Annotated in this window: 15 protein-coding genes; 5 read left to right on the plus strand and 10 right to left on the minus strand. The window is 67.7% G+C overall.

From position 1 onward, the window contains the following. The first annotated feature begins 73 nt into the window (after window positions 1-73). Both AQ619_RS01505 and AQ619_RS01510 read left to right on the plus strand, forming a co-directional pair. A complete protein-coding gene (locus AQ619_RS01505; RefSeq protein WP_062143269.1) occupies window positions 74-484 on the plus strand; it encodes a hypothetical protein in 411 nt (136 codons plus the stop codon). Next, window positions 481-927, plus strand: coding sequence for a hypothetical protein (locus tag AQ619_RS01510; RefSeq protein ID WP_378109279.1), 447 nt, complete (start codon window positions 481-483; stop codon window positions 925-927). Before AQ619_RS01505 ends, AQ619_RS01510 begins: the two co-directional genes overlap by 4 nt. A 36-nt stretch (window positions 928-963) precedes the next feature. On the opposite strand, the gene AQ619_RS01515 is transcribed toward AQ619_RS01510, so the two are convergent. The 5 genes from AQ619_RS01515 to AQ619_RS01535 form a co-directional block, all read right to left on the minus strand. Continuing rightward, window positions 964-1,473 (minus strand): F0F1 ATP synthase subunit B, encoded by a 510-nt coding sequence (locus AQ619_RS01515; protein ID WP_062143272.1) that lies wholly within the window; start codon window positions 1,471-1,473, stop codon window positions 964-966. 13 nt (window positions 1,474-1,486) lie between these two features. Beyond that, window positions 1,487-2,023, minus strand: a complete 537-nt coding sequence (locus tag AQ619_RS01520; RefSeq protein WP_062143275.1) for a F0F1 ATP synthase subunit B family protein — start codon at window positions 2,021-2,023, stop codon at window positions 1,487-1,489. A gap of 124 nt (window positions 2,024-2,147) precedes the next feature. Then, the gene (locus AQ619_RS01525; protein WP_058348596.1) at window positions 2,148-2,372 is read right to left on the minus strand and encodes a F0F1 ATP synthase subunit C; all 225 of its coding nucleotides are present in this window, start codon (window positions 2,370-2,372) and stop codon (window positions 2,148-2,150) included. 45 nt (window positions 2,373-2,417) lie between these two features. Beyond that, on the minus strand, window positions 2,418-3,179 hold the full coding sequence (locus AQ619_RS01530; protein ID WP_062143278.1) for a F0F1 ATP synthase subunit A: 762 nt from the start codon (window positions 3,177-3,179) through the stop codon (window positions 2,418-2,420). Window positions 3,180-3,184: 5 nt separating this feature from the next. Beyond that, the gene (locus tag AQ619_RS01535) at window positions 3,185-3,565 is read right to left on the minus strand and encodes an AtpZ/AtpI family protein (RefSeq protein ID WP_062143282.1); all 381 of its coding nucleotides are present in this window, start codon (window positions 3,563-3,565) and stop codon (window positions 3,185-3,187) included. Window positions 3,566-3,957: 392 nt separating this feature from the next. On the opposite strand from AQ619_RS01535, the gene AQ619_RS01540 reads away from it, so the two are divergent. Further along, window positions 3,958-4,341: a DUF6481 family protein gene (locus tag AQ619_RS01540; protein ID WP_062143285.1), complete on the plus strand. Its 384-nt coding sequence runs from the start codon at window positions 3,958-3,960 to the stop codon at window positions 4,339-4,341. 100 nt (window positions 4,342-4,441) lie between these two features. After that, complete coding sequence (locus AQ619_RS01545; protein ID WP_062143288.1) at window positions 4,442-5,239, plus strand: TSUP family transporter; 798 nt, start codon at window positions 4,442-4,444, stop codon at window positions 5,237-5,239. Window positions 5,240-5,251: 12 nt separating this feature from the next. Here AQ619_RS01545 and AQ619_RS01550 read toward each other — a convergent pair whose 3' ends face one another. The 4 genes from AQ619_RS01550 to AQ619_RS01565 all read right to left on the minus strand — a co-directional run bounded on the left by AQ619_RS01550 (window position 5,252) and on the right by AQ619_RS01565 (window position 10,622). Then, window positions 5,252-8,698, minus strand: a complete 3,447-nt coding sequence (locus AQ619_RS01550) for an AAA family ATPase (protein ID WP_062143292.1) — start codon at window positions 8,696-8,698, stop codon at window positions 5,252-5,254. A gap of 18 nt (window positions 8,699-8,716) precedes the next feature. Then, complete coding sequence (locus AQ619_RS01555) at window positions 8,717-9,319, minus strand: thioredoxin domain-containing protein (protein ID WP_062143296.1); 603 nt, start codon at window positions 9,317-9,319, stop codon at window positions 8,717-8,719. Between the two features lie 10 nt (window positions 9,320-9,329). Further along, entirely contained in the window at window positions 9,330-9,956 is a 627-nt protein-coding gene (locus tag AQ619_RS01560) for a DsbA family protein (protein WP_062143300.1), read from the minus strand. 120 nt (window positions 9,957-10,076) lie between these two features. After that, window positions 10,077-10,622: a DUF721 domain-containing protein gene (locus tag AQ619_RS01565; protein ID WP_062143303.1), complete on the minus strand. Its 546-nt coding sequence runs from the start codon at window positions 10,620-10,622 to the stop codon at window positions 10,077-10,079. A 57-nt stretch (window positions 10,623-10,679) separates the two neighbouring features. Between AQ619_RS01565 and mutY the strand changes: the two genes are divergently transcribed. Beyond that, the gene (mutY, locus tag AQ619_RS01570; RefSeq protein WP_062143308.1) at window positions 10,680-11,738 is read left to right on the plus strand and encodes an A/G-specific adenine glycosylase; all 1,059 of its coding nucleotides are present in this window, start codon (window positions 10,680-10,682) and stop codon (window positions 11,736-11,738) included. On the opposite strand, the gene AQ619_RS01575 is transcribed toward mutY, so the two are convergent. Next, the gene (locus tag AQ619_RS01575; RefSeq protein WP_062143312.1) at window positions 11,735-12,811 is read right to left on the minus strand and encodes a site-specific DNA-methyltransferase; all 1,077 of its coding nucleotides are present in this window, start codon (window positions 12,809-12,811) and stop codon (window positions 11,735-11,737) included. The genes mutY and AQ619_RS01575 overlap by 4 nt on opposite strands. Window positions 12,812-12,929: the final 118 nt, after the last annotated feature.

Here is a 12,929-nt window from a genome sequence, read left to right on the forward strand (position 1 = left end):
ACATATCAGGCTCGCGCGTCGGGCTGATTGGATTTTCCAGGAGCAAACGGAGCGTGAAGTCCGTCAGCTCCTCATGAATGCTTCAGTCGCCCTCGCCATGCCTCGTGCACGCCATTCCCCTGCCGATGATCTCGCCCGCGAGATCGTGGCGCGCGTCCTGCGCGTCACCCTGGTGGTGCTTGGCCTGTTGCTGGTCGCTGCCGGTGCCGTGATAGCCCCCTTGCCGGGCCCGCTGGGCCTGCCGCTCACGGTCATCGGCCTGATGCTTGTGCTGCGGAACTCGTTCAAGGCCCGCAAGCAGTTCGTGCGCTTCCAGCATGCCCACCCCAAGCTGATCTTTCCCTTGCGCAGGCTGCTGCGTCGGGAGCCCGAGGTGGTGCTGGTCGCCTGGCAGCAGGTTCTGCGCATTGAGCGGCTGATCATGCCCCGCCGTTGGCGCGTGGCCGTGCGCTGGCGCAAGTCGATCAAGCGCCGCCGTCGGTGACAGGCGCCTCAACCAGCGCGATCGACATCAGGCAAAAGGTCCGCCGGCGCGCCCGGTTGGCCTTGCTGCTGCGCGAGTCTGCGGCTCGGGCCTATCGGATCGCAGCGATCGCCTTTGGTAGCCTGGTGATCCTGGTCGGGGCGGTCCTGACCCCCTTGCCGGGCCATATCGGCCTTCCCATGCTGGTCATCGGCCTGATGATCGTGCTGCGCTACTCGTTCCAGGCGCGCAAGCAGTTCATCCGCTGGCAGAGGCGCCATCCCAAGCTGGTCTTTCCGATCCGGCGGCTGATGCGCCGTGAGCCGGAGGTTCTGCTGGTCTTCTGGCAGCAATTGCTGCGCACCGAGAAGCTGGTCCTGCGCCGGGCCCGGTGGCGTGTTCTGAAGCGGGGCCGCAAACGGGCCCGCCGGCTCTGGAGCCAAAGAAAAAGGGCGCAGCCCTAAAGCTGCGCCCCTGATCTTTTCACCGGATGGCCGCTGCTATTGCAGTTTGGCACCCATCTGGCCGATGGCCGTATCGACCAGCGGATCGCTCTTCAGACCCGACAGACGCGCCGTCAGCACGGCTTCAGCAGCCTGGGCGGCGAGGTCAACGGCGGCAGCCTTGACGTCCGCCGTGGCCTGGGCCTCGGCCTGGGCGATCTTGCGTTCGGCCATTTCGGCGCGGCGCTTGATCTGCTCTTCCAGCTTTTCCTTGGCTTCCTCGGCCAGACGCTTGGCGTCGGCCTTGGCGGCTTCAAGCATGCCGGCCGCCTGACGTTCGGCGTCCTCGCGCTGGGCCTTCACGTCTGCGAGCAGGGCCTGAGCCTCTTCCCGCAGTTGCTGGGCCTCATCGAGCTCGGCCTTGATCTTGCCGGCATGGGCGTCGAGCGCACCGAACAGGGCACCGGGCAGGACCTTGAGCACGACCAGAAGGCCGAAGAACAGGACCAGCGCGACCAGAACCCAGAACTCGGGGTTGGAGAGGCTGAACAGGGACTCGTGTTCCATAGTCTGTCTCTCCTTACGCCGTGGCGGCCTTGAGCTCAGCGGCCGAGGCCGCCTTGCCCGTCAGCTTCTCGACGATGGCGCTGGCCGTATCCGAGGCCACGGCGGCGACGTGGCTCATGGCCTGGTCGCGTGCAGCCTGGATGCTGGCCTCGGCGGCGACCAGCTTTTCAGCCAGAACCGCTTCTTCCTTGGCCTGACGTTCGGCAGCCGCGGCCGAAGCCTTGGCCTTGGCGTCCGCCGCGGTCTTCTGGGCCGAAGCGCGAGCCTCGGCGACCTCGGCCGCAGCCGCACGGGCCTGGACCTCGGCTTCGTCCTTCAGACGGCGGGCGTCGGCGATGTCGCCGGCAATCTTGGCACCGCGAGTCTCGATCGCGCCGCTGACCCGGGGCAGGAGGCCCTTGGACAGCACCGCATAGAGAACGGCGAAGATGAGCAGCAGCCAGACGATCTGGCCGCCCCAGTGCTCGAACTGCAGCTGCGGGAGTCCGCCGCCACCGTGAGCCTCGGGCGCACCAGTCGTTTCGACCGTGCTGTGGGGTTCCGTCGCCATGGGCGAAGTCGCCTCTTTAGCTAAGCATTTTCAAACGGATTTGACGCCGAGAGGCGTCGAGAAAATGCAGGAAAACAAGGGATTCGGTGCGAGCGCCTCGAAACGAGACGGCTCGCGCCGAGGATTAGGAGAAGAGGATCAGGAAGGCGACGACCAGGGCGAAGATGCCCAGGGCTTCGGTCAGCGCCATGCCGAGGAACAGCATCGGACGCTCTTGAGCGGCGGCGGTCGGGTTGCGCAGGGCGCCCTGGAAATAGTTACCGAACATCACGCCCAGGCCGATGCCTGCGCCGATCATGCCCAGCATCGCCAGACCAGCGCCGATGTACTTCGCGGCTTCAGCTTCCATTGTGAGACTCCTAAAGATCGAAAGGTTGGAAAGAAAAAAGGGTGATCAGTGGCTGTCGAGGTGCACGACGTCGTTCAGATAGACGCAGGCGAGCACCGCAAACACGAAGGCCTGAAGGAAGGCCACCATGAACTCTAGAGCCGTCAGGGCGACGACGGAGGTCAGGGCCAGCGCCGCGCCGGCCCAGCCGAGCACGCCAAGCCCGCCCAGGGCGACGACAAAGCCGGCGAAGATCTTCAGAACCACGTGACCGCCGACCATGTTGCCGAACAGTCGCAGGGCCAGGGTCAGGGGGCGCACCAGGAACGAAACGATCTCGATCAGCACCACCAGCGGCAGGATCCAGCCGGGCACACCCGACGGGGCGAACAGCTTGAAGAACTTGATGCCGTTCTTGGCAAAGCCCACGGCGACCACGGTCAGGATGACCAGCATGCCCAGGGTGAGGGTCACGGCCAGCTGCGAGGTGGCCGTGAACACCAGGAACATGCCCTGCAGGTTCATGAACAGCACGAAGGCGAACAGGGTGAAGACGAAGGGCAGGAACTTCTTGCCTTCGTGACCGATGATCGACTCCGCCAGGCCATCGACCAGGCCGTAGAGCAACTCGCCCACCGTCTGGAGGCGGCCGGGGATCACCGCCTGCTTGGCCGAGGCCAGGGCGTAGAACACGATGACGAGCGTCGCGGCCAGCAGCATGGCGGCCACGGAATTGGTGATCGACAAATCGATCGGCAGGCCCAACACGGTCACGGTCGGCAGTTCCACGATCTTGCTGACCTGGAACTGGTGCATCGGATCGGCCATTGGCCCTAGTCTCTCTTCTGCTTGGGGGCGGTAGACCCGCCTCCCGTGTCTTCGCCGGCCTGCCCCTCTGGAGCTTCTGCCGACGCCTGCGCGCTCAGTTGCATCGCCTTGCGGACGACGCCGAAGATCGACGCCCCCATGCCGATCAGCAAACCGCCGACCATGCCCCAGGGCGCCGTGTGGGCGAGCTGGTCGAGCAGCCAGCCAAAGCCGAGCCCCACCAACACGCCGCCGATCAGATCCGCCAGAAGACGATAGCCGTCCTGGGACGATTTCTCGTGCTCCGCGCGCACCGGCTTTTCTGCCGCCTTCTTGGCCTCAAAGGCGTCGAGCCGAGCGTCGAGGCTTTGCAGGGCCTTGTCGTTCGGTTCGTCGGCCTTGGGCATGGGAGCGGTCAGGTCCGAAAACGCCTGCGGATGCGCCTAAAACAGGCGCATTTCCGGCCGGCTTGATCGCGGCGGAACCTATAGACCTCGCTGCGGTGCGTCAAGGTCGGCTCGGAGTGCCGCAAGCATATGAATAATATGGCATTTTGTGCACAGGGGGCTTCCGTGGAGAAAACCTTGCGGTGGTTCAGCCCTTCTGCGGCGCATGGCTGCAAAGGCGAGCCTGGAACGGGTCTCGACATATTAAGGCCCGTGCTTGGCGTCAGGGCGTGCCAATCCGCGACATATAGGCCGCAGACCGAGACTGGCGCGGCGTGCCGGCCGGATGACGCATTGCTTTTTTCGACATTTTGAGGTTTGAGAGCCGCGTCTTTCCCTTAGCCAGAAGATTCATGTCGCATCTGAAGAACACCGGTTTCTCCGATCGTATCTCCGCCGCCGCCGAGGCCAAGAAGGCCATGCTGGCGAAAATGAAGCCCAAGCCCACCGTTACGGACCCCGATTTCGACAAGCGCGAAGAGCTTCGCGCCGCCGAACTGGAAGCCGTGCGCGCCGCTCGGGCTGCGGCCCGCGAAGCGGCCCGCCTCGAGCAGGCTGCCAAGCAGGAACTGATCCTCGCCGCCAAGCGCGCCGAGCGGAAGGAACGCAAGGCTGATGCCGCCGCCGAGCAGCGCATGCGCAAGGAAGAGAAGGCCGCCCAGCGCGAGCAACTTCGTTCCCTGGGCCGCACCAGCAAGAGCGCTCGCGCTCATGAATGGGGCAATCTGATCGGTTGATCGGACGGGAACGGGCTCCGCGCCCGGTTCCCGCGTCTCCCGGGCCGCGACTCGACCGCATGGTCCTGGCTCCTTGCCAACCCTGCGGGAGGGCCTGCCCATGGATCTCGTCCAACCTGAACTCCTGGCGACGATGTTCGCTGTGGCTGCCCTGGCCGGGGCCTTCGACGCCATCGCCGGCGGTGGCGGATTGCTCACCGTGCCGGCCCTGCTGCTGGCGGGACTGGATCCTGTCGGGGCGCTCGCCACCAACAAGTTGCAAGGCGCCTTCGGGTCGGTCTCCTCCACCCTGGCCTTTGCGCGTCGCGGCCTGATCGACTGGCGGACCTCCCTTCCGGTCGCGGCTGCTGCGGCCCTTGCCGGACTTGCCGGGGCCCTGTGCGCCAGCCTGCTGTCTCCACGCGTCCTGGCGGCCCTGGTGCCGGTGCTGCTGATTGTCATAGCCGTCTATTTCGGCCTGTCGAAGGCCCTGAAGGCCGAAGACGCCCCGGCGCGTCTTGCCCTGCCGGTGTTTGCGGGCCTGATCGCGCCACTGATCGGCTTCTATGACGGCATTTTCGGTCCCGGGGCCGGGGCCTTCTACATGGTCGCGATCGTGACCCTGCTCGGCTACGGCGCACTGAAGGCCACGGCCCATACCAAGCTGGCCAATGCCGCCAGCAATCTGGGCAGCCTGACCCTGTTCATCGTCAAGGGGGCTGTGATCTGGCCGATCGGTCTGGCCATGGCGGCCGGCGCCTTCCTCGGGGCCCAGATCGGATCGCGTCTGGCCATGCGATTCGGGGCCGGCCTGATCCGCCCGCTGCTGGTGATGATGTCCTGTGCCATGGCGATCAAGCTGCTGGCAGATCCCGCCAATCCGCTGCGCCAGGCCGTGCTGGGCCTGTTCGGAGGCTAGAGGGGCTGGTCGCTACTGCGCCGCCACCATCTGTTCGGCGGTATTGAGGTCGACGCTGACCAGTTGGCTGACGCCCCGCTCGCCCATGGTCACCCCGAACAGGCGGTCCATCCGGCTCATGGTCACCGGATTGTGGGTGATGGCGATGAAGCGGGTCTGGGTGCGGCGGCGCATTTCGTCGAGCATGTTGCAATAGCGGTCGACATTGGCGTCATCCAGCGGCGCATCAACCTCGTCCAGCACGCAGATCGGGGCCGGATTGGCCAGGAAGACGCCGAAGATCAGGGCGCTGGCTGTCAGGGCCTGTTCGCCGCCGCTCATCAGACTCATCGAGGCCATCCGTTTGCCGGGCGGGCAGGCATAGATCTCCAGGCCTGCTTCCAGGGGATCGTCGCTTTCGATCAGACGAAGTTCGGCCTGGCCGCCGCCGAACAGGGCCTGGAACAGGGTCTGGAAATGGCCGTTGATCACCTCGAAGGCGGCCAGCAGGCGTTCGCGGCCCTCGGCGTTCAGCTCTTCGATACCGGCCCGCAGCTTGCCGACGGCGCCGGACAGGTCAGCCCGCTCGCTGCGCATGATCTCCAGGCGCGCGGCATATTCCTGGGCCTCTTCCTCGGCCCGCAGATTGACCGGCCCAATGGCATCGCGCTCCCGCTCGAGCGCAAAGAGGTGGGCCTCCACCCCCGCGGCGTCCTTGGGCACGGCCACAGCCTCGCCGGCGACATGGCGGCCGAGTTCCTCGGGCTCCATCCGGACCGATTCGCGAATACTGCCGGCGATCTCGGCGAACCGCGCCCGGGCACCGTCGAGATGCGCCACCAGGGCGGCGCGGGCTTCGCGGGCCTCGCTGGCGGCCTGGCCGGCGGCCCGGGCCGCGCGGTCGGCGGTCAGACGGGCGGTCTCGGCCGTTTCCAGGGCATCGCTGGCCCGGATGCGCCGGGCTTCGGCCGCGCCGAACTCCTCAAGCAGAACCAGCAGACGGTCTTTCAGCACGGTCGGTGCCTCGCGTGCTGCCTCGAGCGCGGACGCCGCCTTCACCCGGTCCGCGTCGAGCGCCGCGATCCGCTTGCCGGCGGTCTCCGCCCGGCGGGTCCAGTCGCCATGGTCGCGCTCCAGAGCCTCAAGCCGGCGCTGGCGACCGGCCCGTTCGCGGGTTTCGACATCAAGGGCGGTGCGGGCCGCTGAAGCGGCCTCGCGGGCAGTGGCTGCGGCCTGGCGGGCTTCCGCCAGTTGCGGGGCCAGGTCGGCTACCGCCGTTGCACCGGCATGTTCGGCGCGAACGGCGGCCAGGGCAGCCTCGGCCTCGGCCTGTTCAGACTCGAAGCGGTCAATGGTCTCGTCCAGTGACTGGGCCCGGGCGGCCCGCAGGGCTGCGGTACGCTCGAACTGGGCCACGGCGTCGCGGGCTCCGGCCAGCAGGCGTTCAGCCTCGGGTGGGGCCCGGCGGCGTTCACGCAGGTTGTCTTCGGCGGTGCGCAGGCGGTCCGTGGCGATTTTCAGGGCACCGGTCGTCGCCTCGGCCCGCGGCGCGGTCAGGTCGATCTCGGCCTCGACCTCGGCCAGACGGGTGCGCTGTTCCAGCCTCACGGCCGCCGGACGCGGTGCGTCGGCGCGGGCGACGAAGCCGTCCCACCGCCACAGGTCGCCCTCGGCGGATACGAGGCGCATGCCGGGAGACAGGCCCTTTTGCAGGCGATCGCCCTCGCCGCGCTGAACAACCGCCGTGAAGGCGAGGCGGGCGGCCAGTTCGGGCGGGGCCTTCACCAGAGGGGCCAGGGGCTGCGCCCCTTCGGGCCAGACCGGGGAAGGGGTTCCGGCCCCACCCCAGTAGGAGGCTGCACGCGGGTCAAGAGCGGCGTCCAGGTCATCGCCAAGCGCGGCGGCGAGGGCGGCCCCGTAGCCCTTGTCGGGGGAGACCGAATCCAGGGCGGGGGCGTGACCGCTGCGGCTGCGCGGCGCGGTCAGGTTGGCCAGGCCCCGGGCCTCGGTCCTCAGGCGACCCAGCTGGTCCTCGACACTGCGCGCCAGCTGCCGGGCCATGGCTTCCTGCTCGGCGGCCTTGGCGCGCTCGGCCTCTGCCGTTTCCAGAGCGGCCCGAGCGGCATTTAGGCCCGTCTGGGCGTTGTCAAAACGCTGGCGGGCGTCGGCGGCAGCCGGATCCGTTTCGGGCCCAACGGCGGCGCGCTCCGACCTGGCCTGGTCGAGGGCGCGTCGTGTCCGGGCCAGTCGGCCCTCCGCATCCGCCAGGCGCGCGGTCGCGGCCCGGGCCCGCGCATCCTCAGCAGCAGCCCGTGCGGCCAATTGCTCGACCACGGCTTCGGCGTCGGCCCGAGCCTCCTCAGCGGCCTTGGCGGCGGCGGCCAGCTCGGGGCCCCGTTCGGGCGCGGCGGCGACGAGCGCGCGGATCTCGGCCAGTTCGCCATCCAGCCGGGCCAGGGCTGCGGCGGCGTCCTGTTGGGTCTGGACCTCGCGGGCCCGGTCATCATCGATGCGGGCCAGATCGGCCGAAAGGCGCTGGAACTCGGCCGCGGCGGCCTCGGCCTCACGCTCGGCGCGGTCCTTCTGGATCGCCAACTGGCCGAGCACCGCCTGGGCGATCGTGGCCTCTTCGCGCAGGGGCGGCATGGCCGCCTCGGCGCGGGTGATCTCGACCTGGGCGGATGACGCGGCGCGGGCGGTGTCTTCCACATTGCGCGCCGCCTGGGTCGCTTCGGACTGGGTCCGGTTCAGGGTGTCGCGGGCCTCGGTCCAGCGCGCGAACAGCACGGCGCCCTGCACGGCCCGGATCTCGGAGGACAGACGCTTGTACTTTTCGGCCTGCCGAGCCTCACGGCGAAGCCGGTTCAGCGCGGATTCGAGCTCGCGCGCCACATCCTCAAGGCGTGAGAGATTGGTTTCGGCGGCCCGCAGTCTCAGCTCGGCCTCGTGGCGGCGGGTGTGCAGACCCGAGACACCGGCCGCCTCTTCCAAGATGCGCCGGCGGTTCTGCGGCTTGGCCCCGATCAACTCGCTGATCTGGCCCTGACGCACCAGGGCCGGCGAATTGGCCCCGGTCGAGGCGTCGGCAAACAGCAGCTGGACGTCGCGGGCCCGCACCTCGCGGCCGTTAATGCGATAGGTCGATCCCTCACCCCGATCGATGCGACGGACGACCTCCAGGACCGGATCGTCATTGAACTGGGCCGGTGCCGTGCGGTCGGCATTGTCGATGGTCAGGGTGACGTCGGCATGGTTGCGGGCCGGCCGCGCGCCACTGCCGGCGAAGATCACCTCGTCCATGCCGCCGGCCCGCATGGCCTTGGCGGAATTGGCCCCCATCACCCAGCGCAGGGCTTCCAGCAGGTTGGACTTGCCGCAGCCATTGGGGCCGACAATGCCGGTCAGGCCGGGCTCGATCCGAAACTCGGTCGGCTCGACGAAGGACTTGAAGCCCGAAAGGCGCAGCCGCTGGAACTGCACGCCGGCGCTCCCCTGTCCTCAGCCCTTGGCCAGGGCGGTCTTGAGGCCCTCGACTGTCAGTTCACCGGGCAGCCTGCGGCCGTTGAGGAAGAAGGTCGGGGTTTGGTTGACCTTGTCGCGCACGCCGGCGATCTCGACCCGCTCATTGAGGGCGTCCAGCGCCTTCTGGTCGCCGAGGGCCGCGGCGAACTGGGCCTCGCTCAGGCCGAAAGCCTTGCCGATAGCCTGCAGGCCCTCAAACAGTTCGCCACTTTCGAAGATGGCGGTCTGGCGGGCGAAGACCGCGTCGAGGACCTCAAAGTACCGCTGGGCCCCGACGCGGCGAGCCAGCAGGAAGGCAGCGGCCGCAAACTCGACCGGCTCGGTCAGGAACTCCCGGAGCACCAGTCGGACCTTGCCATTGTCGATATAGGCCTTGCGGATCGCCGGCAGGTCGCCGGTCCACCAGTGGGCGCAATGCGAACAGCTGGGGGACGCAAAGACGACCAGTTGGGCTGGGGCATTCGGAAGACCCAGAACCATGTCGCCGGGCGCGGCGGGCATGGCTGCGGCTTGAGCCGCCCCCGGACCGGCCGCAAGGGCCAGGCCAGAGGCGATCAGGGTGCGACGGTCGACGGGCAAGCGGCCGGTCCTATTTGGACGCGGCGGCGATGGCGGCGTCCAGTTCAGCCAGGCTGCGCTCGCCGCCGGCCGCGTCGCCGACGACCTTGCCATTGACGATGAAGGTCGGCGTGCCCTGAACGTTGAACAGCTTGGCGTTCTTCTCGACGCGATCATTGAGGGCCTTCAGGGCCTTCTCGTCGGTGACGCAGGCATTGAACTTGGCTTCGTCCAGGCCTGCGGACTGGCCGATGCGCAGCAGCACTTCGCGGAACTGGCCGGTGGTGAACATCTCTTCCTGGGCGCGATAGACCGAGTCAACGACCTCGAAATACTTGTCCTTGCCGGCGCAGCGAGCCATCAGGAACGAGGCGGCGGCCACCTGGGCGGGCGGGGTCAGCATCTCGCGATAGACGAAATTGACCTTGCCGGTGTCGATGTACTTGGCCTTGAAGGCCGGGAACACTTCCTCGTTCCAGCGGGCGCAGTGGCTGCACGAGGCCGAGGCGTATTCGATCACGGTGATCTTGGAGTCGGGATTGCCCCGGCTCATGTCGTCGGCCGAGACGGCGTCCTTCTTAGAGCAGGCCGAGAGGCCAAGGCCCAGCGAGGCGGTGAGTGCGACGGCGGTCAGGAGCCGGCGGGTCATCGGACGCATGATCGATCTTCCTTGAGGCGAGAACAGTGGAGTTAAGCGCGATTCTTTAGGGGTGCGAAAACGGCGCTGATAAGGCCTTCGCATGAGCGCAATCGCAGCCGGCTTGTCAATGTTTCGACGTCAGCCTTGCTCGCTTCTCAGCACGCCACGCCCCAGTTTCATCAGGGCATCCTTCAGGCCGCCGTCCGGCTGGTCGGCCAGACCCTCGGTCAATTGACGTTCCAGGGCTGCGTCCAGGGGCGGCTTGCGGCGCGGCCGGGTGACGACCGGCGCGGGCGGCACGCTCAGCGGGCCCTGGACGATGCGCAGGCGGGTGACGGTTCCCTTGCCCAGCAGCATGTCGAGACGGGCGGTGATCTGCGGAGCCTGGTGCTGGATCAGCGACGCCACAGGACCATCGACCCGCAACTCCAGGGCACCGCCGGCTCCGTTGCGGCCCTTGATGATCCTGACGGGTTCCGTACGGCGGGCCAGGGTCTCGCCGACGATTTCCTTCCAGCGGGTCTTCAGGGCCGCCGGGCCCTGACCGTATTTTTCCTCCAGCGCCTTCAGCAGCGGCGCGAGGTTCTTGCCGGCCGGCGGCGGCGGGCGCACCGGCGGCCGGGTGCGGCGCTGGCGCAGGATCGCAAGGGCCTCTTCGGCAGTGGGCAGGGGGCGGCGGGCCATGGCGGCAGGTTAGCACGAGGTCTTCGCCCCCCGCGAGGTTTGCGGTAGGCCAGCGGCATGAAAGATCGCCCCAGCCCTTTTCGGAACGCCCTCCGTTCAAGCCTGCTGGCCTGGTACGATGCCCAGGCCCGCGACCTGGCCTGGCGGGTCGGCCCGGCCGACCGGCGCAGTGGCGTCCGCAGCGATCCCTACCGGGTGTGGCTGTCCGAAGTGATGCTGCAGCAGACCACGGTGCCGCATGCCACGCCCTATTTTCTCAGTTTCACCGAGCGCTGGCCGACGGTGCTGGATCTGGCCGCCGTGGATGACGGCGACCTGATGGGAGCCTGGGCCGGGCTCGGCTACTATGCCCGGGCCCGCAATCTGCTGGCCTGCGCCCGGGCTGTGGCGGCTGACCATGGCGGCGTCTTTCCTGATACGGAAGAAGGCCTGCGGGCCCTGCCGGGCGTGGGCGCCTATACCGCCGCCGCCGTGGCGGCCATTGCCTTTGACCGCGAGGCCAATGTCGTTGACGGCAATGTCGAGCGGGTGATGGCCCGCCTGTTCGCGGTCGAGACGCCTGTGCCCGAGGCCAAACCGGAGCTGAAGGCCCTGGCCGGGTCGCTGGTCACGGCCGACCGACCCGGCGATTGGGCCCAGGCGCTGATGGATCTGGGCGCCACGGTCTGTCGGCCCAAGAGCCCTCTCTGCGACGTGTGCCCGATCTCGGCGTGGTGTGAAGGCCGCAAGACCGGAGCGCCGGAGACCTATCCGCGCAAGACGAAGAAGGCCGATCGGCCGCGTCGGCATGGCGTGGCCTATGTCCTGACGCGGGGCAACGACGTTGCGCTGGTCCGCCGGCCGCCCAAGGGTCTGCTGGGCGGTATGCTGGGTCTGCCGACCAGCGACTGGCGCAGCTCTCCCTTCACGGACATCGAAGCGGTCGCTGCAGCTCCCGTTCTCGCCAATTGGGGCGAGGTCGGCACAATCGAGCACGTGTTCACGCACTTTTCGCTCACGCTGCAGGTCTTCCGCGCCGAGGGCGAAGGCGACTTCGTCTGGACTGCCCGCGAACGGCTGGGCGCGCTGCCCAGCGTCTTCCTGAAGGCGGCTTTGGCGGCAGAGCGGCTGCTCTAGTTCATCCCCGCCCGAACCTGGGCCCGCAGCACGTCGATGGGCGCGAGGCCCGCGTCGGTCTTGAAGTGCCAGTAGGTCCAACCGTTGCAGGCCGGGGCCGATTGCACCAGGGCACCGATCTTGTGGATCGAGCCCGACAGGTCGCCGACCGTGATCGAGCCGTCGGCCCTCACCTTGGCCGCATGAGCACCCTTGGAGCAGAACAGGGTGTCGCCGGGGCTGAGCAGGCCGCTCTCGACGATGGTGCCGAACGGCACGCGGGGCTCCGAGCGCTTGGAGCCCATGACGTCCAGGTCTTCCGGGGCGATCGGAACGACCTTGGCGATGCGGGCCCTGGCGTGCTCGACATATTCGGTTTCGCGTTCGATGCCGACGAAGCGGCGACCCAGGCGCTTGGCGGCCGCGCCGGTGGTGCCGACGCCGAAGAACGGATCCAGGATCACGTCGCCGGGCTTGGTGGTCGACATGATCACCCGATAGAGCAGGGCTTCCGGCTTCTGGGTCGGGTGGGCCTTGTTGCCGTCCGAACCCTTGATGCGCTCCTCGCCGGTGCACAGCGGGATGGTCCAGTCCGAGCGCATCTGCACTTCGTCATTGGCCATCTTCAAGGCGTCATAGTTGAAGGTGTAGCGCTTGGCCGCCTGGCTCTTGGAGGCCCAGATCAGGGTCTCGTGGGCATTGGCGAAGCGGGTGCCCTTGAAGTTGGGCATCGGGTTGGACTTGCGCCAGATGACGTCATTGAGGATCCAGAAGCCGAGGTCCTGGATCGCCACGCCGACGCGGAAGATGTTGTGATAGCTGCCGATCACCCAGATCGCGCCGTCGTCCTTCAGCACCCGGCGGGCGGCCTTCAGCCATTCGCGGGTGAACTTGTCATAGGCGGCGAAGCTCTCGAACTGGTCCCAGTGGTCATCGACCGCGTCGACTTTGGAATTGTCCGGCCGCAGCAGGTCGCCGCCCAGCTGCAGATTGTAGGGCGGATCGGCGAAGATCAGGTCGACCGACTTCTCGGGCAGGGCGTTCATCGCCTCGATGCAGTCGCCCTGAATGATGGTTTCCGGCCCGAAGGTCATGTCCGCGTCCTGTAAAACAGCAAACGGAATCATGAGTCTTGTTGGTGAAGGCTGTGTTGAGAAGCATGGTTAGCGAAAGGTGAACGGCTCTTTGCGGGCGGTTTACTTCCCTAGCGGC

The sequence above is a fragment of the Caulobacter henricii genome (assembly GCF_001414055.1).
In the GTDB taxonomy this organism is placed as follows: domain Bacteria; phylum Pseudomonadota; class Alphaproteobacteria; order Caulobacterales; family Caulobacteraceae; genus Caulobacter; species Caulobacter henricii.